Origin of the sequence: Bradyrhizobium symbiodeficiens, from assembly GCF_002266465.3 — a bacterium.
In the GTDB taxonomy this organism is placed as follows: Bacteria; Pseudomonadota; Alphaproteobacteria; order Rhizobiales; family Xanthobacteraceae; genus Bradyrhizobium; species Bradyrhizobium symbiodeficiens.
The window spans coordinates 3571691-3596015 of the sequence record NZ_CP029427.2 but is presented as its reverse complement, the minus strand read 5'-3'; the positions used below and the strand labels follow the sequence as shown (position 1 = coordinate 3596015).

General features: G+C 64.2%; 25 protein-coding genes. 8 read left to right on the top strand and 17 right to left on the bottom strand.

Going from position 1 to position 24325, the window contains the following annotated elements; translation table 11 throughout:
* The first annotated feature begins 21 nt into the window (after positions 1 to 21).
* The 3 genes from CIT39_RS16550 (at position 22) to CIT39_RS16540 (ending at position 2663) form a co-directional block, all read left to right on the top strand.
* Positions 22 to 1098: a methyl-accepting chemotaxis protein gene (locus tag CIT39_RS16550; protein ID WP_094974296.1), complete on the top strand. Its 1077-nt coding sequence runs from the start codon at positions 22 to 24 to the stop codon at positions 1096 to 1098.
* A gap of 365 nt (positions 1099 to 1463) precedes the next feature.
* The gene (locus tag CIT39_RS16545; RefSeq protein ID WP_094974297.1) at positions 1464 to 2207 is read left to right on the top strand and encodes an SDR family oxidoreductase; all 744 of its coding nucleotides are present in this window, start codon (positions 1464 to 1466) and stop codon (positions 2205 to 2207) included.
* A 39-nt stretch (positions 2208 to 2246) separates the two neighbouring features.
* Complete coding sequence (locus tag CIT39_RS16540) at positions 2247 to 2663, top strand: cupin domain-containing protein (RefSeq protein WP_094974298.1); 417 nt, start codon at positions 2247 to 2249, stop codon at positions 2661 to 2663.
* Between the two features lie 3 nt (positions 2664 to 2666).
* On the opposite strand, the gene CIT39_RS16535 is transcribed toward CIT39_RS16540, so the two are convergent.
* The 6 genes from CIT39_RS16535 to CIT39_RS16510 form a co-directional block, all read right to left on the bottom strand.
* Complete coding sequence (locus CIT39_RS16535) at positions 2667 to 3677, bottom strand: 4-hydroxythreonine-4-phosphate dehydrogenase PdxA (RefSeq protein WP_094974299.1); 1011 nt, start codon at positions 3675 to 3677, stop codon at positions 2667 to 2669.
* A complete protein-coding gene (locus CIT39_RS16530; protein WP_094974300.1) occupies positions 3674 to 5212 on the bottom strand; it encodes a tripartite tricarboxylate transporter permease in 1539 nt (512 codons plus the stop codon). The genes CIT39_RS16535 and CIT39_RS16530 overlap by 4 nt, the downstream gene beginning before the upstream one ends.
* Positions 5213 to 5223: 11 nt before the next feature.
* Positions 5224 to 5706 (bottom strand): tripartite tricarboxylate transporter TctB family protein, encoded by a 483-nt coding sequence (locus CIT39_RS16525; RefSeq protein ID WP_094974301.1) that lies wholly within the window; start codon positions 5704 to 5706, stop codon positions 5224 to 5226.
* 177 nt (positions 5707 to 5883) lie between these two features.
* Positions 5884 to 6876: a Bug family tripartite tricarboxylate transporter substrate binding protein gene (locus CIT39_RS16520; protein WP_094974302.1), complete on the bottom strand. Its 993-nt coding sequence runs from the start codon at positions 6874 to 6876 to the stop codon at positions 5884 to 5886.
* 50 nt (positions 6877 to 6926) lie between these two features.
* The gene (locus tag CIT39_RS16515) at positions 6927 to 8186 is read right to left on the bottom strand and encodes a CaiB/BaiF CoA transferase family protein (RefSeq protein WP_094974303.1); all 1260 of its coding nucleotides are present in this window, start codon (positions 8184 to 8186) and stop codon (positions 6927 to 6929) included.
* Between the two features lie 9 nt (positions 8187 to 8195).
* Positions 8196 to 8990 (bottom strand): enoyl-CoA hydratase/isomerase family protein, encoded by a 795-nt coding sequence (locus tag CIT39_RS16510; RefSeq protein ID WP_094974304.1) that lies wholly within the window; start codon positions 8988 to 8990, stop codon positions 8196 to 8198.
* 119 nt (positions 8991 to 9109) lie between these two features.
* Here CIT39_RS16510 and CIT39_RS16505 point away from each other — a divergent pair, with 119 nt between their 5' ends.
* Together CIT39_RS16505 and CIT39_RS16500 are read left to right on the top strand one after the other, a co-directional pair.
* The gene (locus tag CIT39_RS16505) at positions 9110 to 9775 is read left to right on the top strand and encodes a GntR family transcriptional regulator (protein WP_094974305.1); all 666 of its coding nucleotides are present in this window, start codon (positions 9110 to 9112) and stop codon (positions 9773 to 9775) included.
* A gap of 219 nt (positions 9776 to 9994) precedes the next feature.
* Entirely contained in the window at positions 9995 to 10978 is a 984-nt protein-coding gene (locus CIT39_RS16500) for an MBL fold metallo-hydrolase (protein WP_094974306.1), read from the top strand.
* A 48-nt stretch (positions 10979 to 11026) separates the two neighbouring features.
* Here the strand turns inward: CIT39_RS16500 and CIT39_RS16495 are convergent, their stop codons facing one another.
* The 3 genes from CIT39_RS16495 to CIT39_RS16485 form a co-directional block, all read right to left on the bottom strand.
* Positions 11027 to 11230 carry an efflux RND transporter permease subunit gene (locus CIT39_RS16495; RefSeq protein ID WP_148667316.1) on the bottom strand — a complete coding sequence of 68 codons (204 nt, stop codon included), beginning with the start codon at positions 11228 to 11230 and terminating at the stop codon, positions 11027 to 11029.
* A 20-nt stretch (positions 11231 to 11250) separates the two neighbouring features.
* On the bottom strand, positions 11251 to 11748 hold the full coding sequence (locus tag CIT39_RS16490) for a hypothetical protein (RefSeq protein WP_148667315.1): 498 nt from the start codon (positions 11746 to 11748) through the stop codon (positions 11251 to 11253).
* A 102-nt stretch (positions 11749 to 11850) separates the two neighbouring features.
* Positions 11851 to 12579 carry a haloacid dehalogenase type II gene (locus CIT39_RS16485; protein ID WP_094974308.1) on the bottom strand — a complete coding sequence of 243 codons (729 nt, stop codon included), beginning with the start codon at positions 12577 to 12579 and terminating at the stop codon, positions 11851 to 11853.
* A 157-nt stretch (positions 12580 to 12736) separates the two neighbouring features.
* Here CIT39_RS16485 and CIT39_RS16480 point away from each other — a divergent pair, with 157 nt between their 5' ends.
* Positions 12737 to 13933: a hypothetical protein gene (locus tag CIT39_RS16480; RefSeq protein WP_094974309.1), complete on the top strand. Its 1197-nt coding sequence runs from the start codon at positions 12737 to 12739 to the stop codon at positions 13931 to 13933.
* Between the two features lie 77 nt (positions 13934 to 14010).
* Here CIT39_RS16480 and glpX read toward each other — a convergent pair whose 3' ends face one another.
* From glpX to CIT39_RS16460, 4 genes are all read right to left on the bottom strand, one after another.
* Positions 14011 to 15012 carry a class II fructose-bisphosphatase gene (glpX, locus tag CIT39_RS16475; protein ID WP_094974310.1) on the bottom strand — a complete coding sequence of 334 codons (1002 nt, stop codon included), beginning with the start codon at positions 15010 to 15012 and terminating at the stop codon, positions 14011 to 14013.
* Between the two features lie 94 nt (positions 15013 to 15106).
* On the bottom strand, positions 15107 to 16423 hold the full coding sequence (locus CIT39_RS16470; protein WP_094974311.1) for a homoserine dehydrogenase: 1317 nt from the start codon (positions 16421 to 16423) through the stop codon (positions 15107 to 15109).
* Positions 16424 to 16452: 29 nt separating this feature from the next.
* Positions 16453 to 17673, bottom strand: coding sequence for an LL-diaminopimelate aminotransferase (locus CIT39_RS16465; RefSeq protein WP_094974312.1), 1221 nt, complete (start codon positions 17671 to 17673; stop codon positions 16453 to 16455).
* Positions 17674 to 17889: 216 nt separating this feature from the next.
* The gene (locus tag CIT39_RS16460; RefSeq protein ID WP_094974313.1) at positions 17890 to 18165 is read right to left on the bottom strand and encodes a hypothetical protein; all 276 of its coding nucleotides are present in this window, start codon (positions 18163 to 18165) and stop codon (positions 17890 to 17892) included.
* A gap of 252 nt (positions 18166 to 18417) precedes the next feature.
* On the opposite strand from CIT39_RS16460, the gene CIT39_RS16455 reads away from it, so the two are divergent.
* Positions 18418 to 20226, top strand: a complete 1809-nt coding sequence (locus tag CIT39_RS16455; protein WP_162308527.1) for a class I poly(R)-hydroxyalkanoic acid synthase — start codon at positions 18418 to 18420, stop codon at positions 20224 to 20226.
* A gap of 64 nt (positions 20227 to 20290) precedes the next feature.
* Complete coding sequence (locus CIT39_RS16450) at positions 20291 to 20689, top strand: MAPEG family protein (protein WP_094974315.1); 399 nt, start codon at positions 20291 to 20293, stop codon at positions 20687 to 20689.
* A gap of 35 nt (positions 20690 to 20724) precedes the next feature.
* On the opposite strand, the gene CIT39_RS16445 is transcribed toward CIT39_RS16450, so the two are convergent.
* From CIT39_RS16445 to CIT39_RS16430, 4 genes are all read right to left on the bottom strand, one after another.
* Positions 20725 to 21312: a class I SAM-dependent methyltransferase gene (locus CIT39_RS16445; RefSeq protein WP_094974316.1), complete on the bottom strand. Its 588-nt coding sequence runs from the start codon at positions 21310 to 21312 to the stop codon at positions 20725 to 20727.
* Between the two features lie 14 nt (positions 21313 to 21326).
* Positions 21327 to 22373 (bottom strand): N-acetyl-gamma-glutamyl-phosphate reductase, encoded by a 1047-nt coding sequence (gene argC, locus CIT39_RS16440; RefSeq protein ID WP_094974317.1) that lies wholly within the window; start codon positions 22371 to 22373, stop codon positions 21327 to 21329.
* Between the two features lie 103 nt (positions 22374 to 22476).
* Positions 22477 to 23454: an N-acetyl-gamma-glutamyl-phosphate reductase gene (argC, locus tag CIT39_RS16435; RefSeq protein ID WP_094974318.1), complete on the bottom strand. Its 978-nt coding sequence runs from the start codon at positions 23452 to 23454 to the stop codon at positions 22477 to 22479.
* Positions 23451 to 24116, bottom strand: a complete 666-nt coding sequence (locus tag CIT39_RS16430) for an FMN-binding negative transcriptional regulator (protein WP_094974728.1) — start codon at positions 24114 to 24116, stop codon at positions 23451 to 23453. The genes argC (CIT39_RS16435) and CIT39_RS16430 overlap by 4 nt, the downstream gene beginning before the upstream one ends.
* Positions 24117 to 24325: the final 209 nt, after the last annotated feature.

Below are 24325 nucleotides of genomic sequence, written 5' to 3'. Positions count from 1 at the left end.
CATTGCCAAGGGAAAGCCCCGATGTCTGCTGCGCTGGGTCTGAAGGCCAAGCCGATCGCCACCGAACCCGCTGAGGACGATTCCGACATTTCCGCGCTGATCAACCGCCTGACCGCGGAGGTCAACCAGATCGCGGTCGACAAGACCAAGTCGATCCAGCAGATCACCAACCAGATGAAGATGCTGGCGCTGAACGCGCTGATCGAAAGTTCGCGCGCCGGCGCGCAAGGCGCGGGCTTTGCGGTGGTGGCGCAGGAGGTGCGTGGGGTCGGTCAGCAGGTCGAGACCATCGCCCGCGAGCTCGAAAGCCAGTTGACGAAGCGGACCGGCGATCTCGTCTCCTCGATCGAGCGCATGAGCCAGCGTTCGCGCGGTGAGCGCATGATGGATCTGTCGCTGAACGCGATCGAGCTGATCGACCGCAACCTTTATGAACGCACCTGCGACGTGCGCTGGTGGGCGACCGATTCCGCGGTGGTCGATTGCGCCGCCTCACCCGGCGCTGCGGCCGTCTCCCACGCCTCGCAGCGCCTGGGCGTGATCCTCGGGGCCTACACCGTCTATCTTGACCTGTGGCTCTGCGACCTCGACGGCAACGTCATTGCCAATGGCCGTGCCGACCGCTTCCGCGTCGTCGGCCAGAACGTCGCCCACACCAAATGGTTTCGCGAGGCCAAGGGCCTGCGCTCCGGCGACGACTACGTTGCCGGCGACGTCGAGAACCAGCCGCTGCTCGGCAACGCGCAGGTTGCGACCTATTGCGCCAGCGTGCGCGCCGGCGGTCAGGCCAACGGCGCCCCGATCGGCGTGCTCGCCATCCATTTCGACTGGGAGCCGCAGGCCCGCGCCATCGTACAAGGGATCCGCGTCGGCGACAGCGACAAGGCCCGCGTGCTGCTGGTCGATTCGAGTTTGCGCGTGATCGCGGCGTCGGACGGCCAGGGCATCCTCAGCGAGCGCATCTCGATCTCGCTGAACGGCCAGGCCTCCGGCTTCCATCACGACCGCACGGGCGCACTGGTCGCCTTCCATGCGACGCCGGGCTACGAGACCTATCGCGGGCTCGGCTGGTACGGTGTGATCGTCTGCGGGGCGTGAGGCAGCACGCCTAGCTAAAAATGCGAAAACAACCCCATGCACAGTAGCCGGAGGGTTGTTTTCATTGGCCTTTTCAGTTGAACTTTCCGCCTTGTTTCCCCTAAGATTTTGACACGACGGGCAAAACATTGGCAATCTGCGATCATCGCAGAGTGTGTTGCGGAACGAGGGAATGCCCCCTAGCGGCTTTGTGAAATCACACCCCGGCTTCTGAAGCATTTTCCGGCAAGCCGCGCCCGTTACAGGCAAGAGCCCCTCGCCCTTGTTCGAATAGAGTCGCTTCGCATCACGTTCATCGACGTGAGCGCGCGAATTCGCATTGGCATTGGCCATCTCGCGCTCGTCACATGCCAAGGAGACAGGCCATGAAGATCGTCGTGATCGGCGGAACCGGATTGATCGGGTCCAAGCTCGTGGCGCGGCTCAGGCAGCAAGGCCACGAGGCCGTGGCGGCTTCACCGAAATCAGGCGTAAATGCCGTGACCGGGGATGGCCTCGCCGCCGCGCTGGCAGGCGCGGATGTCGTCGTCGACGTCGCCAATGCGCCGTCGTGGGAGCCCGCCGCCGTGCTCGAATTCTTCGAGCGGTCGAGCAGGAATCTGGTCGCGGCAGAAGCTGCCGCCGCCGTGAAGCATCACGTGGCCCTGTCGATCGTCGGGACTGAGCGGTCGCCCGACAACGCCTATTTCCGTGCCAAGCTCGCCCAGGAGACCATCATCAAGTCATCCTCGGTCCCCTACTCGATCGTGCGCGCCACCCAGTTCTTCGAATTCCTCGCCGCCATTGCCGACATGGGTGCGGTTGACGGCAGGATCGTCGTTCCCTCGGCATTGTTTCAGCCGATCGCCGCTGACGACGTCGCTGCTCGCCTCGCGGAGGTCGCAACGGGCAAGCCACTCAATGGCACGATCGACATCGCAGGCCCCGAGAAGGCTCCCTTCAACGAATTCATCGCACGCCGTCTGAAGGCATCGGGCGACACCCGTCCGGTGGTCGGAGATCCGAAGGCGCCGTACTACGGCGGCCCCATTGACGACACATCGCTGGTCCCGCTCGGCGAGGCGCGCCTCGGACCAACGAAGCTCGCAACATGGCTCGCTAGCCTCTGAGATTGGCAACCACGAAACCACCGCAGATAAGGAGCTCCCATGCGCGGATTGCTGATCGCGACAGCGGTTTATGCCGCCTCATTGCTGACGGCCCACGCAGCCGAGCCGGCGGCGCCATTGGCGAAAGTCACGGTCGTGTTCGACCAAGCACTGCCCAACGTTCCCGGCAAGAGCATGAAGGGCGTGCTGGTCGAGTACGGTCCCGGGGGCTCCTCACCCGCCCATATCCACGCCCCCTCCGCCTTCATCTATGCCACGGTGTTGGAAGGCGCGATCCGCAGCCAGGTCAATGACGGCCCCGCTAAGGTCTTTCACAAGGGAGAGAACTTCTCCGAACACCCCGGTGACCGCCACGGCATCAGCGCGAATGCCAGCGATACCGAGCCTGCCAAGCTGCTGGCCGTGTTCGTGGTGGATACGGCTGACAAGGAACTGACGACGCCGATCACGAAGTAACGTTTACCCAAGACGCTTTCCGGCCGCCGCCATCTCCGCCGCGAGCAACATGGCCGCACGGCTGGCGCCGATCGAGGCGATGCCCTGTCCTGCGATGTCGTAAGCGGTGCCGTGCGCGGGCGTGCAGATCGGGAACGGGAAGCCGCCGAGCAAGGTGACGCCGCGATCGAAGCCCATCAGCTTCATCGCGATCTGGCCCTGGTCGTGATACATCGTCAGCACCGCATCGAAGGCACCGCCCTTGGCGCGCAGAAACACGGTGTCGGCGGGAAACGGTCCTTCCGCCGCGATGCCCTCGCGCTGACCGGCCGCGACCACCGGCGCGATGATATCGATCTCCTCGCGGCCGAAATTGCCGCCGTCGCCCGCGTGCGGGTTCAGTCCGGCGACGGCGATGCGCGGCCGCGCGAAGCCGGCGTTGCGCATGCAGGCATCGGTCAGCTCGAGCGCACGGTGGATGCGTTCGCTGGTCAGCTTGGCAGCGACATCCCGCAGCGGGATGTGGGACGTGACGCGCGCGTTCCACAGCCGGTCCAGCACGTTGAACTCGCTCGCCGGCGTCTTGAGCCCGACCATCTCGGCCGAGAACGCGATCTCGTCGTCGTACTCTGCGCGGGCGAGCCGCATCGCCTGCTTGTTGAAGGGGGTGAAGCAGACCGCGTCGACACGGCCGTCGCGGCCAAGCTCGAGTGCGTGCCGATAGTTCGCCAGCGCGAATTTGCCGCCGGCAAGCGTTGCGGTCTTCGGCTCGACCTGTTTGGGATCGAGGTGACGAAGATCGAGAAACAGCGCGTCTTCCTTCGCCGCGCGAAGATCGGCCCCCTGCTCCACCATCTTCAGCGCCGGCTTGACACCGGCAATGCGCGCGCCCTCCTCGAAGATGCGGCGGTCGCCGATCACGACGAGCCGGCAGCTTTCGCGGATGTCGTCCTGCGCCACCAGTTTCGCCGTCAGCTCGGGGCTGATGCCGGCGGGATCTCCCATGGCCAATGCAATCAGCGGCTTTGCGCTCATATGATCACCTTCTCCTGGGCGGAGGTTTCGATGGTGGGGGCTGCGGGCTTGCGCCAGAGACGCGCGAACTGCAGCACGAGCGGCAGCAGCAAGAGCGCGATGCCGGCCATGATCAGGCATGTCACCAGCTTGTTGGCAAAGAAGATGCCCAGGGATCCCTTCGACATCAGCATCGATTGCCGGAACGCATCCTCGGCCTTGTCGCCGATGACGATGGCGAGCACGAGCGGCGCCAGCGGATAGAACAGCTTCTTGAAGAGATAGCCGACGATTCCGAAGCCGAGCATCATGACGACGTCGAGATAGGAGTTCGACACCGAATAGGCGCCGACGACGCAGATGATCACGATCAGCGGCGCGATCACCACGAAGGGAATCCGCATCATGGCGGCGAAGATGGGCACCGTCAGCAGCACCAGCGCGACGGCGACGATATTGCCGACATACATCGAGGCGATCAGGCCCCACACGAAATCCTTCTGGTCGACGAACAGCATCGGCCCGGGATTGAGGCCCCAGATCATCAGCCCGCCCATCATGACGGCGGCGGTCGCCGAGCCGGGAATGCCGAGCGCAAGCATCGGCAGCAGCGCGCTGGTCCCGGCGGCATGATCGGCCGTCTCCGGCGAGATGATGCCTTCGACCTCTCCGGTGCCGAAATAGCGACCACGGCGCGAGAAGCGGCGGGCGATGCCGTAGCTCATGAAGGACGCCGCGGTCGGGCCCCCCGGCGTGATCCCCATCCAGCAGCCGATTGCGGCGCTGCGCAGCAAGGCAACGCCATGCCGCGGCAGGCGGCCGACGGCGCGGAATACCTCGCGCCAGTCGATCTTCGAGGACACCGCGCGGGCATGGAATTCCTCTTCGACCGCGACCAGCAGCTCGCCGATCCCGAACAGGCCCATTACCGCGACGACGAAGCTCACGCCCTTGACGAGTTCATCGACGCCCATGATGAGGCGGACGCTGCCGGAGACGGTGTCGATGCCGATCGCGGCGATCGAAAACCCGATCGCGAGCGCCACGACCGTCTTGACCGGCGCGGCACCGCCCATGCCGACGAAGCTGGCGAAGGCCAGGAAATAGACCGCAAAGTATTCCGCCGGCCCGAAGGCAAGCGCGACCTGCGCCACCCAGGACGCCAGGAAAGTGATCAGGATGACGCCGACCAGCGCGCCGAATGCGGCCGAGCCGAAGGCGGTGGCGAGCGCCGTGGTCGGCCTTCCGTCACGCGCCATCGGATAGCCGTCGAAGGTGGTCGCGACCGACGACGGCTCGCCCGGAATGTTGAACAGGATCGAGGTGACGGAGCCACCGAACAACGCGCCCCAGTACATGCTGGACAGCAGGATGATCGCCGACACCGGCTGCATGCCGAAGGTCAGCGGCAACAGCAGCGACACCCCGTTCGGCGCGCCAAGCCCCGGCAGCACGCCGACGAGAATGCCGAGCAGCACGCCGACGACCATCAGCACCAGATGCGGCACGGTGACGGCGATGCTGAAGCCGTGCAGGAGTTCCCCGAGATTGTCCATCGGCGCCGCCCTCAGAAGCCGAGTGCGGCGGCGAGCGCGCCGTGTGGCAAGCTGACCTGGAACATGCGCTCGAACACCACGTAGAGCGCGAGCGCCGTCACCGCCGCCATCCCCAGCGCGCGCGGCACCGATTGATGCCGGGGGATCGCGAGCACCGCGAAGACATACAGCGCCGAGGCGACGTACATGCCGGCGAGCGGGATCGCAGCCACGAAGATCGCGGCCGGCACGAACAGGCCGGCAAGCCGGCCCAGCTCGATCCGCGTGATCGCGATGGGGACATTGGCGAGGGACGCAACCGGCAACACGCCCCGCACCAGGTTGTAGAGGCTACCGAGCACGATGATGGTGCCGGTCAGGAGCGGAAACGTGCCGGCATCGACACCCGCGCTGGACCAGCCGATGCCGTTGTCGAGGCTTTGGACCACGACGGCGACACCAAAGCCACCGGTGATGACGGCGGTCACAAGTTCAAGCGCGCGGCGTGAGATCATGGGCAGCTCCGGAGAAACAGTCCTCGTCCTGAGGAGCGCGCTTGGCGCGCGTCTCGAAGGACGGCTCCAGGCGACATCGCATCCGCCGCCATCCTTCGAGACGCCCGCCTCCGGCGGGCTCCTCAGGATGAGGACCAGGGCTGCAGTCGGCTGCGCGATCGAAGCCCATCCGCCGCCTCACTTCACCAGCCAGCCCTGCTCGCCCGCGACCTGCTTGACGTGCTCGAGGTCCTCCTTGATGAACTTGTCGAACTCGGCGCCGGTCAGGAAGGTGTCGACCTGGGACGTCTTCTCGATGTAGTCCTTCCACTCCGGCGTCGACTGCACCTTCTTCATGAGGTCGACATAGAACGCGGCCTGGTCCGGCGTGACCTTGCCGGGCAGCCAAACGGTGCGCGGCTGCTCATATTGCTTGATGTCGAGCCCCTGCTCGACGCAGGTCGGAACGTCGCCCCAGCCTTCGGTCGCGGTGACCTTGGCGCCCTGCGGCAGCCGCTTCGGGCTGAAAACGCAGAGTGGCCGCTGCGTGCCGCCGCGCCATTGCCCGAGGCTTTCGTTGGGATTGTTGACGTGGGAATCGAGATGTCCGCCGGCAAGCTGCACGGCGGTCTCCGCGCCGCTCTTGAAGGGGATGTAGGTCAGCTTGACCTTGCCGGCCTTCTCGATCATCCGCGTCAGGACCTCGTCGGTGTCCTTTGACTGCGCGCCGCCCATCTTGAACTCACCCGATCCGGCCGCCTTCAGATAGTCGCCCGCATTCTTGTAGGGCGCGTCCTGCTTGACCCAGAGCAGGAACTCGTCCTGCGCCATCGCCGCTACGGGTGTGAGATCGGTGTAGTTGAAGGCGACCTTGGAGACGAGCGGTTGCTGCCAGGCGTTCGAGGTGCCGAAGATCACCTTGTAGGGATCGCCGGCGGAGGCCTTGCCGTAGACATAGCCTTCGGCCCCGCTGCCGCCGCCCTTGTTGACCACGACGATCGGCTGCTCCGTCAGCTTGTGCTTGGTGATGATGTTCTGCACCGCGCGCGCGAGGTTGTCGGTCCCGCCGCCGGGCCCGGCGGTGGCGACGAACTCGATCGGCTTTTGCGGTTGCCAGGCGCTCAGCGCGGGCATCGTGCCGGCGAGCATCGTCGCGGCTGCGGAGAGCAGAAATATCGACGTCCGACCCATGATTTCCTCCAGCTGATTTTGTCTTTTATCATTGTCGTATCGACGTCCGCTCAGGCGACACGTTCCTCGCGTCTTCCCGATGCCAGGACGATTGCGCCTTCTTTTTCGAGCGCTTCGATCTGCTTCTGGTCGAACCCGTACTCGGCCAGGACCTCGCTCGTATGCTCACCATAGACCGGGGCGCCCGATAGCACTTTGCCTGGGGTCTCCGAAAACTTGACGGGAAGACCGATCGTCTTGACCGGGCCGAGCGTGGAATGCTCGACCTCGACGACCATCTCGCGCGCCAGAGTCTGGGGATCGCTGAGCGCCTCCAGCATGTCGTGCACGGGTCCGCACGGCACGCCCTTCTCGTCCAGTGCCGCGAGCCAATGCGCTCGCGACCGGGTCCGGAAGCGCTCGCTCAGGACCGCTTCCAGCTCTTTGAGATTGGCCATGCGGTCGGCGCCATTGACGAAACGCGGATCGGCGGCGAGTTCACTTGCCCCGAGCGCTTCCAGCATCAACAGCCAATGCTTCTTGTTGGCGCCGCCGACCACGAGCCAGCCGTCCGAGGCTTCGAACGCCTGATACGGCGCGTTGAGCGGATGGGCCGAGCCCATCGCGCGCGGTGCCGTGCCCGCGGCGAGCGCGATGGTCGACTGCCAATAGGTCTGCACCAGGGCGGCCTCATAGAGCGAGGTCTCGACCCACTGCCCCTTCCCGGTCTTGAGACGGTGCGCATAGGCCGCGAGGATGCCCATGCTGGCGAGCAGGCCGGCGGTGATGTCGGACAATGGCGGGCCGCATTTGACGGGCGGACCGTCGGGACGTTCGCCGGTGAAACTCATGATGCCGCTCATGGCCTGGGCGACGAGATCGAAACCACGGCGGTTCTTGTAGGGACCGGTGCGGCCGAAGCCCGACAGCGAGCAGTAGATCAGCGCCGGGAATTGCTGGTGCAGCGCCTCGTAGCCGAAGCCGAGGCGCTCCATCGCGCCCGGCGCAAAATTCTCGACCAGCACGTCGGCGTCCGCGATCAGCCGCCGCAACACCTGCTTGCCGCCCTCGGTCTTGAGATCCAGCACGATGCCGCGCTTGTTGCGGTTCATCATCAGGAAGGAGGCCGCCTCGTCGCCGATCTTTGGCGGCACCGAATGGCGGGTGTCGTCGCCGTTCGGCGATTTCTCGATCTTGATGACGTCGGCGCCCATGTCGGCGAGCATCAGGGTGCAGGTCGGCCCGGCCATGACATGGGTGAGGTCGACCACCCTGAGGCCGGCAAGAGGTCCCGAACGGCGGGAGCTGGATTGCGATCGATCGCTTTGCATCGGCGCGTCCTATTGGCCGCGCCATTGCGGGGCGCGCTTGTTGAGGAAAGCATCGAGCCCTTCGCGAAAATCCTGGCTCGTGTAGCACATCAGGATGAGGTCCTCGCCTTCGTCTCCCGTCAGCCGCTGTTGCAGCCGGCCGACCGCCTGCTTGGTCGCATTCAGGGTCAGTGGCGCATGACTGGCGACGAGCCGGGCGACTTCGTCGGCGCGCCGGTCCAGCGCAGCCAGATCCTCGACGATCTCGCCGAGCAGTCCGACGCTCGCCGCCTCCGTGGCATCGACGAGACGCGCGGTGAAGATCAGGTCCTTGACGCGCGCGGCGCCGATGAGTGCGGTGAGACGGCCGACATTGGACATCGACAGGCAATTGCCGAGCGTCCGGGCGATGGGGAATCCAATCTGGGCACTGCGTGTGCCGATGCGCAGGTCGCAGGCCGCGGCGATGCCGGCGCCGCCGCCGGTGCAGAACCCGTTGATCGCCGCGATGGTCGGCACGCGGCACTGTTCGAGCGTGGTCAGCACCCGATCGATACGGTTCTCGTAGTCGATCGCGTCCTGCGGCGACTTGAACTCGCGGAACTGGTTGATGTCGGTCCCCGCGGCGAACGCCTTGTCGCCGGCCCCGCGCAGCACCAGCACCTTGATCGTAGGATCGCTGTTGGCCTCTTCGCAGATCGCGGCGAGCCGCTCGTACATGGCGAAAGTGAAAGCGTTGCGGGCCTGCGGGCGGTTGAACGTGATCCGCCCGATGCCGTCGTTGCATTCAAAAACGAGGTCGTCTGCCCCTACCGCCCGGTCCATTTCCTCGTATCCTCTTGTTTTTTATATTTTTGAATGCAAAATCTGCGATTAGCAAGCTGGAACTTCGTAATACCATTCGATTACCCAAGTTTTGCATTCAAACTGGAGCGCTGGTCCCCATGCTTCACGAGGACGTCGTCGGCCGTATCCGCGCCATCCTGCTCGACGGCGAAATCCCGCCGGGCGCGCGGATCCCGGAGCGCGAGCTGTGTGAGCGGCTGGAGATCTCGCGCACGCCGCTGCGCGAGGCGCTCAAGGTGCTTGCCGCCGAGGGGCTGGTGCAGCTCTTGCCGCATCGCGGCTCGCGGGCGGCAAAACTGACCGACAAGGACATGCGCGACCTGTTCGAGGTCTGCCAGGGTCTCGAAGCGCTCGCAGGCGAGCTCGCCTGCGAGCGCATCACGGACGCCGAGATCGACGCGATCGACGCCGCGCATGCGGCCATGGTGCAGCATTATCGCGACGGCGATCTGATCCAGTACTACCGCGGCAACCGCGCCATTCACGAAGCCATCGTCAGCGCAGCCGGAAACCCCGTGCTTGCTGGGCTGTACGCGTCAGTGACTGCACGCATCCGGCGCGCACGCTACGTCACGCCGATGACGCCGCAGCGCTGGGCGCTCGCCGTGAAGGAGCATGACGCCATCCTGAACGCGCTCCAGCGTCGCGACGGCGCCGGCCTCTCGCACATTCTGCGCGCGCATCTCCGCCACAAGCGCGAAGAAGTGTTGCAGGCGGGCTTTGCCGAGACGGAAGGAAACGATCTCACGCTGAAAATTGCGTAAGACGCAATTCACGTCGTCCGTGCGGGCGGAGAGCGAGTGCACATGCGCGCTGCCGCAGCTCGTTCTCGCTCCGCGTGGCTCTGCGCACTAATTCCACTTGCTAGCTTGTCGCGGCCGGAGCAGCATACTTTTCTGCCGGGCCGCGGCCGCGTGGCCGATCAGGCCGGCCCCAACGCGCGAACAATCGCGCAAAACAAAAGACAAAAGCGGAGGAAATGCATGACAATCGATGTCTCCCGTCGATCCCTACTCGCACTTGGAGCCGGCCTTGGAGCCGGCCTCGGTGCCAGCGCCATGCTCGGCACCAGCGCATTGGCGCGGGCTCCCAAGCTCGGCACCCAGACGCCATACTGGCACCGCTTCGTCCTCGGCGATGCCGAGGTCACCGTCGTCTCCGACGGGCCGCTGCCGCTTGGCGATCCCTCCGGAACCTTCACCGGTGTCCCCAAGGAAGAGGTGAAGAAGATGCTGGCGGAGAATTTCCTGTCGCCGGACAACGTCGTGCTCGAACAGAACTCGCCGATCGTGAACACCGGCGACAAGCTGATCCTGTTCGACACCGGCATGGGCACGTCCAAGGCGTTCGGCCCAACCACCGGCCGCCAGCAGAAGAGCATGGCCGAGGCGGGGATCAAGCCGGAGGACATCGATGCCGTGGTCTGTTCGCACGCGCATATCGACCACATCGGTGGCATCGTGGATGCCAACAACAAGCCGCTGTTTCCGAACGCGCAGATCTACATCGCCCAGAGCGATTTCGACTTCTGGACCGATGAAGGCAAGCTCGGCGGCCCGGCCAAGGACTTCGTCGTCCACGCCCGCAAGAACCTGATGCCGGTGCGCGAGCGGATCAAGTTCTTCAAGGACGGTGAGGAATTCCTGCCCGGCGTGCAGGCGATGGCGGCCCCTGGTCACACCGTGGGCCACAGCATCTTCATGGTGTCGTCGGCCGGCAAGTCCTTCGCCTTCCTCGGCGACCTCTCGCATCATTCCGTGCTGCTGCTGGAGCGGCCGCGGATGGAATTTTCCTACGACACCGACCCCAAGCAGGCGGCGGAATCGCGGGTTAAGTTGCTTACGATGCTCGCGGCCAACAAGATCCCTGTGATGTCGTATCACTTCGCCTGGCCCGGCTACGGCCACGTCGCCAAGGCCGGTGAAGGCTTCCACTATTATCCCGAACCGATGAAGATGACGCTGTAGCTCGAGATCAACCCCGGGGGGCGCAAGCGCCTCCCGGGTCGTTGCTCGCTACTCGGCGGGCTCTGCGACCGCGCGCGGCTGCGAGGCTGTCGCGTCTGCTCGAGCGCCGGTGAATATGCGGCGGACAAGCACGTACAGCGCGGGTACGAAGAAGATGCGGAGACCGGTCGCCGCGATCATGCCGCTGGCGACTCCGATGCCGACCGCGTTCCGGCTTTCATAGAATTCAGCGCCGACCAAGCGGTACGACATCGCAGGCCCTGGCGCGATCATCAAGACGCAGGAAGCTCCAAATCGGGTCGCTTCGTGTAGAGAAACGCGTCCAGAGCGCCGTGGCCCTTGTAGAGATAACTCCAATAAACCCGTCTGCCGTCCCGACTCTCGACGAACCAGTAGCCGGTCATGGTCGTTCCGGTTCTCGAAATATCGCGCCACAGGATTTTGGTTCTTCGCGAACCCAGTGTTGGACCAAACAGGTTCGAGGGGCCTTCAACCGACTCTTCGTCCCATGTCACGCGGTGCACGGATGTGAGTGATGGCGACATGAAGCCGGCAGCGCCAAGCCCCAGGAGCGTCATCGCCAAGGCTCCCCAGCCGACCTCGCGAAACAGGACCCCGTACAAGCCGGCAAGCGACATCAGGAAACCGCCGATGACCGTGAACCAGGCAGTACTTTTATCCGGCTCGATGGCTCCTGCGGTATCGCCGAGCTCAATCGGCCTTGCCTGTTGGAGCGTCCACGATATGAGCGCAATGATGGCTGCGGTCACCACCGCCCCGAACAAGACTTGCAAAACCGACGGTGAGGAGGCCAACCAGCAACTCTTGTTCTTGCCTATGTCCTGACTCGCAGCCGATCACGCGTCACGCTGCTAGCAGCCGAGCTTGTCGGCGATCCCGCCAAAATCCCTGGCGACGATGTCCCAGTTGCCGGTCGCCTCAAAGTCCACCTTCTGCAACGGACCGTACTCCGTCGGCCGCGCCACGAAGGCGGTCTTGAGCCCGTTCTTCTGGGCGGCCGCGAGATCGCCGTTGTGGGCGGCGACCATCATCACCTCGTCCGGCTTGAGGCAGAGCAGCTTTGCTGCGCCGAGATAGGTCTCGGGATCGGGCTTGTAGTGCTCGAACAGCTCGGCCGACATGATGAGGTCCCACGGCAGGCCTGCGAACTTCGCCATGTTGGTGAGCAATGCGACGTTACCGTTGGAGAGCGGCGCGATCACGAACTTCGTCTTCAGCCGCGTCAGGCCCGCGACGCTGTCCGGCCAGGGATTGAGGCGGTGCCAGCCCTTGGTGAGATAATCGAGATCGGCCTCGGTGAGACCCTTGATCGCGAACTGCGCGACCAGCTTTTCCAGCGAGCGGCGGTGCAGATCATCCAGCATGACATAGCCGCGCTCCGGATGTTTGCGCACGTCGTCCATCGAGGCCATGTACATGCCGCGCCAGCCGTCGACCAGAGCGGTCCAGTCGGCGCTGATGCCGCGTCCCTTTGCCCACCACATGAAGTCGGTGATCAGGCTGGTGCGCCAATCCACGACGGTGCCGAACACGTCGAAGACAAGGGCTTTGACGGCGGAGAGATCGGATGCTGGTGTCATGTTCGCTCCGCGGATTTTTCCTGCGCCCGGTCGGCTCCGGCTGAGATCGAGGGCTTTAAAGCATGATCCTTTCCGTGCAACAATAGCAGTTGTCCGCCAGACCTCGTTCGTCCGCGACGAGCAAAAACTTTCGCCCCAGCGTGCGCATGCATCTGCCATGACAGACCTCCCTGTCGCATACGTTCTGCTCGATCATGTCCGCCTCCCGGATGAGGAGGCGTTGATCCGGACATTGCGCATTCGTCATCCCGACGTGCAGTGGGGTCCCGGCGGGCTCTCACGCAGCAACGATGCCGACGATCCGATGTTCATCCGTGCCGGCGATCATCTCATGACGATCCTCATGATGCCGGCGCCAATACCTTTCGATCAGGAATTGTGGCAGCGGGCTTCCTGGCTTTGGCCGGAAGCTTTCCACGCCGTTGGCCGGCATCGTGCGCACCTCATCGTGGCGCCGATGGGCTCTGCCGAAAGCAATAAGGCAACGAAGGCGCTGAATTTTGCCGAGAACACGCAGCTCACGACCGCTTTTGTCGGGACCGTGGTCGCGGCATTGCCGGAAGTTGCCGCTGTCGTCTGGCGGGGAAATGTCGGCCGCTCGCCCGAGATGTGGCTGAACCAGTCACGTAGCGCCTTTGCTTCCTATCCAGATCAACCCCTCGCATTGTGGATCGAGATCGTCCCCTACCTTGCGGGCAAGACCATCGGAGCCTTGACGATCGGATTGTCCGCATTCACGGGACGAGAGATCGAATTCGAGGTGGATGGGCTCGATCATGGCACCGTCACCTCCCGTGTTGCCCAGCTTTCATCCTACCTTATTGCCCACGGCCTGGACGACGGTCCCGCGAGTGGCGCGGTGTTCGAGGCCGACTCCGAAATTGATCATCGTGTCGCGGTGTTTCACCGCAACTCCCGCTTCAACATCGGGCCCGTCATTTCGTTCGCTTCCCTTGATGATCGATCCGGGAGAGTCAGGACCTTTCCGATCATTCCCTCCGCCATCGCCCGAGATCATCCGTTGCTGGTCATGCTGGGCAAGGTCGGGCTTTTCGATCCGGCACAGGCCGAGAACCACATCAGGCTCAGGCCGGATCATTATGAATCGGAGGTCCGCCTTGAGGCCTTCGACCGAGGCCTCTCGCAGGCCCTGTCCCGCATGATCGCAACAGACATCTATGCCGAGGCCGATACGAACGCGCGCCGCGCGCTCGCGAATGGAGACATGGCGTCCGCGAAGGCCATTCTCCAGCCCTGGGCCGATGAAGTCGGCGAGCTTCAACTGACCGTCAAGTTCGCCCTGACCGCTTGCGACACGTTCCTGTTCATGCCCGCGCCGCCCCGCAGCCCATAACAGACAAGCGCGAAATCAAGTCTGCGGCGCGCGTCCGATCGGAGCAGCCGAACGATCGCGCGCCGACGGTCGCGACATTAATCCAGATGGAACTTCGCCAGTTCCCGGTGCTCGGCCTTGATGTAGCGCACGGTGCCGGTGACGGAGCGCATCACGACCGTCTCGGTCTCGATCACGCCGTCCTTGCGGAACTTGACGCCCGACAGCAGCGAGCCGGTCGTGACGCCGGTGGCGGCGAACAGACAGTCGCCGCGCGCCATGTCCTCGATGCCGTAGATCATCTTGGGATCGTTGACGCCCATCTTGGCGGCGCGCTCGATCTTCTCAGCGGAATCGAGAATCAGGCGGCACTGCATCTGGCCGCCGATGCAGCGCAACGCTACGGCCGCGAGCACGCCTTCAGGCGCGCCGCCGGTGCCGAGATACATGTCGACGCCGGTATTGTCGGGGTCGGCGCAATGGATCACGCCGGCGACGTCGCCATCGGTGATCAGGCGCACGGCAGCGCCGGTCGAGCGCACGCTCTCGATGATGCTGGCATGGCGCGGACGGTCGAGCACGAGAACGGTGATGCCATCAGGCTGGACGCCCTTGGCCTTGGCGAGGCGGCGAACGTTCTCGGCCGGCGTGGCATCGAGTTCGACGACGCCCTTGGCGTAGCCGGGGCCGATCGCGAGCTTCTGCATGTAGACGTCGGGCGCGTGCAACAGCGTGCCGCCGTCGGCCATTGCCATGGTGGCGATCGAGCCCGGCATGTTCTTGGCGCACAGCGTGGTGCCTTCGAGCGGATCGACCGCGATGTCGACCTGCGGGCCTGCGTTCATGCCGACCTTCTCGCCGATGAAGAGCATCGGCGCCTCGTCGCGCTCGCCCTCGCCGATCACGATGGTGCCCTCGATCGGGAGCTTGTTGAGCTCGCGGCGCATCGCATCCACCGCGGCCTGGTCGGCCGCCTTCTCGTTACCGTGTCCGCGCAGCCGCGCCGACGACACCGCCGCCCGCTCCGTCACCCGCACGATCTCCAGCGTGAGGATGCGCTCGAGCAACGCTTGCGGGGGGACTGAAATATGGGTCGACATCGGCTCACTCCTTCGAAACGTTTGGGACGGAAATCTCCGTCCGCATCAACTCGCAACACCCATGGTTCGTTCGAACCGCTCGTCTGTTCACGCTCTAATTCTTCTCGATCCGGATCACCTGCGGCCGTCCACTGATCACCTTGTCCTTCTGCACGGCGGCGAGCGCGCGGCGCACCGCGTCTTCGTGAGTGGCGTAAGTGATCAGGATGACCGGCACGGGGACCGCCTTGCCGTTATCGGGCGCAACGCCGCCATTGGGATGACGCTGCACGATCGACTCGATCGAAATCTTCTGTTCTGCCAGCCGCGTCGCGATCGCGGCCGCGGTGCCGGGGAAATCGCGCGCCAGAAGACGGATGTAATAGCCGCCCTCGTGCCGCTCCATCGGCGCCTTCTTGGTGTCGCGCAGTTGCGAAATGGGCCGGCCGAACGGGTTGGCGCGGATGCCGCGCGCGACGTCGGCGATGTCGGCAACGACGGCAGATGCGGTCGCGGCACCACCGGCGCCGGGGCCGACCAGCGTGATCGGCGGAATGCCCTCGCCGTCGATCGTGACCGCATTGGTGACTCCCATCACCTGCGCGATCGAGGAGGATTTCGGCACCATGGTCGGATGCACGCGCTGCTCGATGCCCTTGGCGGTGCGCACCGCAACGCCGAGAAGCTTGACGCGATAACCGAGATCGGCGGCCGCACGCAGATCTTCCGGCGCGATGGAGGAGATGCCTTCGACATACACCGCGCTTTGAGCAACTTTCGTGCCGAAGGCGAGGCTGGCGAGAATGGCGAGCTTCTGCGCGGTGTCGTGGCCGTCGACGTCGAAGGACGGGTTGGCCTCGGCATAACCGAGCCGCTGCGCATCCGCGAGGCATTCGGCGAAAGACAGGCCCTCCTGCTCCATCCGTGTCAGGATGTAATTGCAGGTGCCGTTGAGGATGCCGTAGACGCGGTTGATGCCGGTTCCGGCAAGACCCTCGCGTAACGTTTTGATGACGGGGATCGCGGCGCCGACCGCTGCCTCGTAATTCAGCGCACCGCCGTGCTTTTCAGCGGCTTTCGCCAGCTTCAAACCGTGCTTCGCGAGCAGCGCCTTGTTGGCGGTGACCACTGACTTGCCGGCGCTGAGCGCAGCCTCGACCGCCGACAGCGCGGGATCGCCGGCGCCGCCCATCAGCTCGACGAAGCAATCGACGCCGGGATGGGTGGCCAGAGCCATGGGATCCCTGACCCATTCGACGCCGCGCAGGTCGATGCCGCGCTTCTTCGCCTTCGAGCGCGCGGTGACGGCAACGACGCGGATGCCGCGGCCGCTGCGGCCTGCGAGCACGCGGGCCTGCGCTTCAATCAAACGGACAACTTCGGCGCCCACGGTGCCGAGCCCCGCTATGCCCACTTTCAGGGGTGCAACCATGATGACTTAGAAAACCTGCCGAAGAGAACCTAACGCCGATTGGCGAGCGGAACGACGTTGTGCAACGTTTCGATGCCGCTTTCAAGGAAGCGTCGCACGCCGCGCGCGGCCTGCCTGATCCGTTGCTCGTTTTCCACCATGGCGATGCGGACATATCCTTCACCATGCTCGCCGAAGCCGACGCCGGGCGAGACCGCGACACCGGATTTCTCCACCATCAGGGTTGCGAATTGCATGCTGCCGACGCTGCGGAAGGCCTCCGGCAGCGGCACCCAGGCGAACATCGAGGCCTCCGGCGGCGGGATCTCCCAGCCGGCGCGGCCGAACGATTCCACCAGCGCGTCGCGGCGCTTGCGGTAAGTGTCGCGCATCTCCTTGATGCAATCGTCCGGGCCGTTCAGTGCGGCGGTCGCCGCGACCTGCACCGGCGTGAAGGCGCCGTAATCGAGGTAGGATTTGACGCGGGCAAGAGCTGCGATCACGCGCTCATTGCCGACCGCAAAGCCCATGCGCCAGCCGGCCATCGAATAGGTCTTCGACATCGAGGTGAACTCGACGGTGACGTCCATTGCGCCGGGCACCTGGAGCACCGAGGGCGGCGGGTTGTTCTCGTCGAAATAGACCTCGGCATAAGCGAGGTCGGACAGGATCAGGATCTCGTGCTTCTTGGCGAACGCAACGAGGTCCTTGTAGAAATCGAGGCTCGCCACATAGGCGGTCGGGTTCGACGGATAGCAGACGACGAGCGCGAGCGGCTTCGGGATCGAATGCACGATCGCCCGCTCCGCTGCCTCGAAGAACTGCGGGGTCGGCTCCGAGGGCACCGAGCGGATCACGCCGCCCGCCATCAGGAAGCCGAAGGCGTGAATCGGGTAGCTCGGGTTCGGACAGAGGATGACGTCGCCGGGCGCGGTGATCGCCTGCGCCACGTTGGCAAAGCCTTCCTTCGAGCCCAGCGTTGCCACGACCTGGGTGTCCGGGTTGAGCTTCACGCCGAAGCGGCGGGCGTAGTAGCCGGCCTGGGCCTTGCGCAGGCCGTTGATCCCTCGGGAGGCGGAGTAGCGGTCGGTGCGCGGCTTGCCCAGCGTCTCTTTCAGCTTCTCCAGCACATGCGCAGGCGCCGGCAGGTCCGGGTTGCCCATGCCGAGGTCGATGATATCGGCGCCGGCATTCCGCGCGGCCGCCTTGGCCCGATTGACCTGCTCGAACACGTAAGGCGGAAGGCGGCGGATGCGGTAAAATTCTTCCATGGCTCTCTGGGCTCCGGGGCAACCGGTCAGGACAGAATCGACAGGCCGGGACGGCAGTTCGGAAAGGCGTCCAATTTCGTCGAGAAAATTACTCAAAATCAAACGCTTAGAGCAATCATCGACGACGAAGACTGAAGTCGTTCGCCCTGACTCTCGGTTGAACCGGGGTCTTTTAGCACGGCAAGGCGGGGGCGCCAGCGATTACGTTGGAGCGGCTCATTTCCCATCCTTGCCGGCGACCGCCTGGCGGTCGCGCGCGGCGGCGAGCTCAGCCTCGATCTTGGCGCGCTGCTCCGGCGGGATGACTGCCTCATCGCGATCCGGCGGCAAGTCGTGCACCGGCAGATAGCTGCCGGGCTCCCTGGGATGCGCCTGCGCGTCCGTGGGCGTCATATCCGCGAGCTGGCTCGAACAGCCGCCGACGGCGAGCGCCGCGATCAGCAGCGCGCCGCGGATCGGCAGCGTCTTTTGCAGGTCCCATAACGCCAACACTTGGGAAATCCCCTACTCGTCCCAAAGCACGGCCCCGGGCAATGTTACCCAAGACCGCGCCCAAGCTCAAACCATTGTGCCCAAATGGTGCGAGCGAGAAAACAGCCATTGCCCACCAAACCGAGCCGTGCGGCCCGATTGTGACGGAACCGAGAAGATTTGTCGCAGTGCAACACATCTTCGAGAGGGTTTAACGTCAAACATGCGAGCTTCGCGGTGACGAATACGGAATGAATCGTTACTGTTCTGCTCATGAGTATGGCCACGACCGATACGCCCAAACCCGAGCCGAAGTTCGATGCGGAAGCCTTCGCGATGAATGTCGCGCGGGCGATGGAGAACGGCGGCAAGGCGCTCGCCGCCTATCTGAAGCCGCGCGAAAACGGCGAGGTGCAGGATCGCCCGCCGGCCGAGCTCACCGAGGTCGTCAAGACCTTCACATCGGTTGCCGAGTACTGGCTGTCGGATACGTCCCGCTCCTCCGATCTGCAGACCAAGCTCGCCAAGGACTATCTCGACCTCTGGGGTTCGGCGGCGCGCCGCATGGCCGGCCAGGACGCAGCGCCGGCGATCGCGCCCTCGCCGCGCGACAAGCGCTTTGCCGACCCGGAATGGAAGTCGAACCAGTTCTTCGATTTCGTCATGCAGCTCTATCTGCTCACGACCAGATGGGCGCAGGAGCTGGTGCGCGACGCCGAGGGGCTCGATCCGCAGACCCGCCGCAAGGCGGAGTTCTACATGCAGCAGCTCACCAATGCCCTGTCGCCCTCCAACTTCGTGCTGACCAATCCGGAAGTGCTGCGCGAGACGATGGCGAGCAGCGGCGAGAATCTGGCGCGCGGCCTGAAGATGCTGGCCGAGGACATCGCCGCCGGCAACGGCATGCTGAAGATCCGCCAGTCCGATCCGGACAATCTCGTCGTCGGCGTCAACATGGCGACGACGCCGGGCAAGGTGATCTACCAGAACGAGTTGATGCAGCTGATCCAGTATTCGCCGACCACGGAGACGGTGCTGCGCACCCCGCTCCTGATCGTGCCGCCCTGGATCAACAAGTTCTACATCCTCGATCTCAAGCCGGAGAAATCCTACATCAAATGGTGCGTCGACCAGGGCATCACCGTGTTCGTGATCTCATGGGTCAATCCCGACAAGCGGCTCGGCAACAAGAGCTGGGAAGACTACATGAAGGAAGGCCCGCTCACGGCGATGGACGTGATCGAGAAGGTCACCGGCGAGATGAAGGTGCACACCGCCGGCTATTGCGTCGGCGGCACCATGCTCGCGACCACGCTGGCCTGGCTCGCCGAGAAGCGCCGCCAGCGGGTGTCGTCGGCGACGTTCTTCGCGGCCCAGGTCGACTTCAGCCATGCCGGCGATCTCCTGGTGTTCGTCGACGAGGAGCAGATCGCATCGCTCGAGCAGGACATGAAGGCCGCCGGCGTGCTCGAAGGCTCGAAGATGGCGATGGCCTTCAACATGCTGCGCTCCAACGATCTGATCTGGTCCTACGTCGTCAGCAACTATCTGAAGGGCAAGCAGCCGAGCGCATTCGACCTGTTGCACTGGAACTCCGACGCGACGCGCATGACGGCATCGAACCATTCCTATTATCTGCGCAATTGCTATCTGGAGAACCGGCTCTCCACCGGCACGATGGTGCTCGACAATACGCTGCTCGATCTCTCCAAGGTCAAGGTCCCCGTCTATAACCTCGCCACCCGCGAGGACCACATCGCGCCCGCTGAATCGGTGCTGTACGGCTCGCAGTTCTTCGGTGGCCCCGTGAAATACGTGCTGTCGGGCTCGGGCCACATCGCCGGCGTGGTCAATCCGCCCGCCTCGAACAAGTACCAATACTGGACCAACGACAACATCAAGGACGTCAACGTCGCCGAGTGGATGAAGGGCGCGGTCGAGCACAAGGGCTCGTGGTGGCCGGACTGGCGCCAATGGCTCGGCGAGCTCGATCCGGAGCAAGTCCCGGCGCGCAGCGTCGGCAGCGACGCCCTGCCGCCGATCGAGGACGCGCCCGGCAGCTATGTCAGGGTCCGCGCATAGCGGAATCTTCCAAGCTTTTGTATAGACTCGCGCTCAACGCAGCGACGACAGAGGGGATCGAACCATGACGCGCGAATTGTTCTGGCTGACACTGACGGTGATCCTGACCGGGATCCTCTGGATTCCCTACACCATCAACCGGTGCCAGGTCCGCGGTCTCACTGGCGCCATGGCCAACCCCTCGCGCGGCGACAAGCCGCAGTCGGAATGGGCGAACCGCCTGATGTTTGCGCACGACAACGCGGTCGAGAACCTCGTGCTGTTCGCACCGCTGGTGCTGATCCTCAACGCGATCGACTATTCCACGAAATGGACCGTGCTCGCCTGCGCCGTCTATTTCTGGTCACGCGTCGCGCATCTGATCGTCTACGCGCTCGGGATTCCCGTGTTCCGCACGCTGGCCTTCACCGTCGGCTTCCTCGCCCAGGCCGTGCTGGCGCTGGCGATCTTCAAGGTGTTCTAGAAATCACGCCTTTTGAAGATCAGGCCTCTTGAAAATCAGGCCTTGCGCACGACGAGATTCAGCATGTTGGCTGGCGTTTGGTCGAAGCTCTGGATCACGCTGATTTCGGATGACAGCGTGATCCACGGACCCGCATTGGCGTAGGTCGCATCTAGCCACTCTGGCGAGACATAGCTGTAATAGCGCCCGAGGCTGTCGCGGCCGTCGCTCTCGCCCATCTTGTAGCTGGCATAGAAGACGCCTGACGGTTTCAGGGCGAGGTGAATCCGCGCAAGGATGCCTGCGAGTTCGCCGCGCGGTACGTGCAGCAGACAGGCGCTTGCCCAGACGCCGTCGTAAGCCTCGTGCGCCTCAAGCTGGTCGAACCGCATCGCCTCGACCGGATGACCTAGCCGCTGCGACGCGATCTCGGCCATTTCGGGCGAGCCATCAGTCGCACGCACCGAAAACCCTTCGGCCAGCATCACCGCCGAATGATTGCCGGCGCCGCAGCCGAGCTCGAGGATCGCGCCGCCTGGCGGCAGCAGGGCAAGGAAGCCACGCAGCCGTGTCGAGGGCGCCTTCGCCCAGTCGGCGTAGGACTGGGCGTTGCTCCGATAGAATTGCAGGGTCGCATCGTCCACTGCAGGACCTCGTGTCATGGAAACAGCGCGATCTGCTCCAGCCCCGCCGTCTCCGGCAGCCCGAACATCAGGTTCATGTTCTGGATCGCCTGCCCGGCCGACCCCTTCACCAGATTGTCGAGCGTGGAAATCACGATCGCCCGGTTCTTGATGCGATCGGCGACGACGCCGATCTGCACATAGTTGGAGCCGCGCACATTCTGGGTCTGTGGCAGCACGCCCTTGCTGGCGACATGCACGAAGGGCTCGTCGGAATAAGCCTGCTCCAACGCTGTTCGCAGATCGTCCGGCGTCGCGCCGTTGAGCTTGACGTAGGACGTGCACAGTTCGCCGCGCGCCATCGGAATAAGATGCGGTGTGAAGTTGATCGTCACCGCGGAACCGGCGGCGACGCCGATCTCCTGCTCGATCTCGGGCGCGTGCCGGTGGGTGCCGACCGAATAGGGCGACAGCCCCTCGCCCGCCTCGCTGAACAACGTGTTCTGTTTCAGCCCGCGGCCGGCGCCGGTGACGCCCGATTTCGCGTCGATGATGATGTCGTCGACGTCGATCAGTTTGGCTTTCGCAAGCGGCACCAGCGCGAGCAGCGCCGCCGTGGGATAGCAGCCGGGACAGGCGACCAGCCGCGCCGACGTAATCTTGTCGCGATAGAATTCGGTCAGGCCATAGACCGCTTCGCCCTGCAATTCCAGCGCCCGGTGCTCATGGCCGTACCATTGGGCATAGGTGTTCTTGTCCCGCAGCCTGAAATCGGCGGACATGTCGAGGACCTTGATTTTGGGATTTGCCTTGAGGACAGCGGCGATGATTTCCTGCGTGGTGCCGTGCGGCAGTCCGCAGAACACCGCATCGAGCCTGCTCCAGTCGACCTTTTCCCATTCCACGAGTTTCGGCAGGTCCAGCATGAAGAAATGCGGAAACACGTCGCCCATCGACTTGCCGGCGTGGGTGTTGGCGGTGAGTGCGATGATCTCGGCATTCGGATGCCGCGCCAACAGGCGCACTGCATCAGCCCCGGTGTAGCCGGAAGCGCCGAGAATGCCGATCTTCTTCGAGCTCATCGCGCGTGCCTTTCAGGCGTCATTTGATCGTCTTTAGAATGTCGAAAGTCGTAGCGTCGCTTCGTCCGCCGGGTTGGGTTCGCGAGCAACGTTCGATCGGCTACTACTCCGGCAGGCCCAGCATCAGCCGCATGTTCTGCACGGCCGCGCCGGATGCGCCCTTGCCGAGATTGTCGAGCCGGGCGACCAGCACAGCCTGATGGTGCTTGTCGCTGGCAAACACATAGAGCTCGAGCTGATTTGTCTCGTTGAGCGCCTCCGGTTCGATCCGGCCGCCCTTTGAGGCTTCGTTCTGAAGCGGCATCGCCGAGACGTATGTCGAGCCGGCGTAGCGCTTTGCCAGCGCGGCCTGCAGATCCGCACCGGTCGGTTTGCCCGGCAGCGTGTCGAGTTGCAGCGGGATCGAGACCAGCATGCCCTGCCGGTAGTTGCCGACCGAGGGAATGAAGATCGGCCGCCGCGTCAGGTTCGAATAGAGTTGCATCTCCGGCAGATGCTTGTGCTCGAAGCCGAGGCCGTAGAGCTCGAAGGACGGCGCACTGCCGTCCTCGAAGCTCGCGATCATCGACTTGCCGCCGCCGGAATAGCCGCTCACCGCGTTGACCGTGACGGGATAATCCTGCGGCAACAGGCCGGCATCGACGATCGGCCTCAGCAGCGCGATCGCGCCGGTCGGATAGCAGCCGGGATTGGAGACCTTCTTCGCCGCCTTGATCTTGCCGGCCTGCTCCGGCGTCAGTTCCGGAAAGCCGTAGGCCCAATCGGGCGCGACCCGGTAGGCGGTCGAGGCGTCGAGCACCTTCGGGCCCGAGGCGCCCATGCTGTCGACCAGCGCGACCGTCTCCTTGGCGGCATCGTCGGGCAGACAGAGGATGACGAGGTCCACCTCCTCCATCAGCGCCTTCTTGGCAGCGGGGTCCTTGCGCTTGTCGTCAGGGATCGTCTTCACGACGACGTCATTCTGGTGCTTCAGCCGCTCGTTGATGCCGAGACCGGTGGTGCCGGAGCCGCCGTCGACGAAGACGGTTGCGGGTTTGGTGGCAGCGCCCTTCGGGGCCTGTTTGATGTCAGCGAGGCTCATGGCGCGCTCCCTTCGAGCATGTTCGTGTCGTCTGCAAAAACCTGCGGCCTTGCCTGCCGCATCAAATGTGAGATCTGCCTGGCGTCGGCATCGCCGGCACTGAGCGCATTGGCGATCGCCGCATAGTCGGCGTCGGATTTGTGCTGGTTGAGCTTGAAGCTGCCCTCGACCTCCTCAACCGTCATCACCAGGCCCACGATCGCCTTCTTCATCGCCTCGAGCCGTCCGGCGGTGATTTTGTCCGATGTCCAAGGCTTCTTCGGCAACAGCCAGGTCTCGAACTTGTCGCTGAGCGTGTCGATCTGCACTGCCAGCTCGTCATCCGACAACATCCGCACCGGCCCGCTCAGATGCACCGACTGGTAGAGCCAGGTCGGCACCTGGTCCGGCGAGACGTACCAATCCGGCGATACATAGGCATCGGGGCCGTTGACCGCGAGCAGCCAGGACGCATCGCCGCTCGCAAGCTTTAGCAGCGGATTGTGACGGGCGACATGAAAGGCGGCCTGCGGCGTGCCGTCGGCGGCGTAGGTCAGATAGAACGGCAGCGGCGAGGCCACCGGCTTGTGGCCGTCGAAGGCGCACATGGTGCCGAAGCCCCGATCGCTTGCGAATTTCAGGCTCGCGGCGCGGTCCTGCTTGAAAAAGGGTGGCGTGTACATCGTGGTCTCCTGCTGGGCCTCTTTGGGGGGCCGCCGGATCAGATCGCGCTGACAGGAGAAAGAATGCCGCGGATCGGATCCAGCGGCAAAGACGATGATCTCAAACGCGATCGACCGCCCGAACCGCAAGACTGCGGCGGCGGCGACGGGCGAACAGAATGGTCGCGGCGTTGATCATGGCGCGCGGCTATAAGGCTAGATCAGGCTTT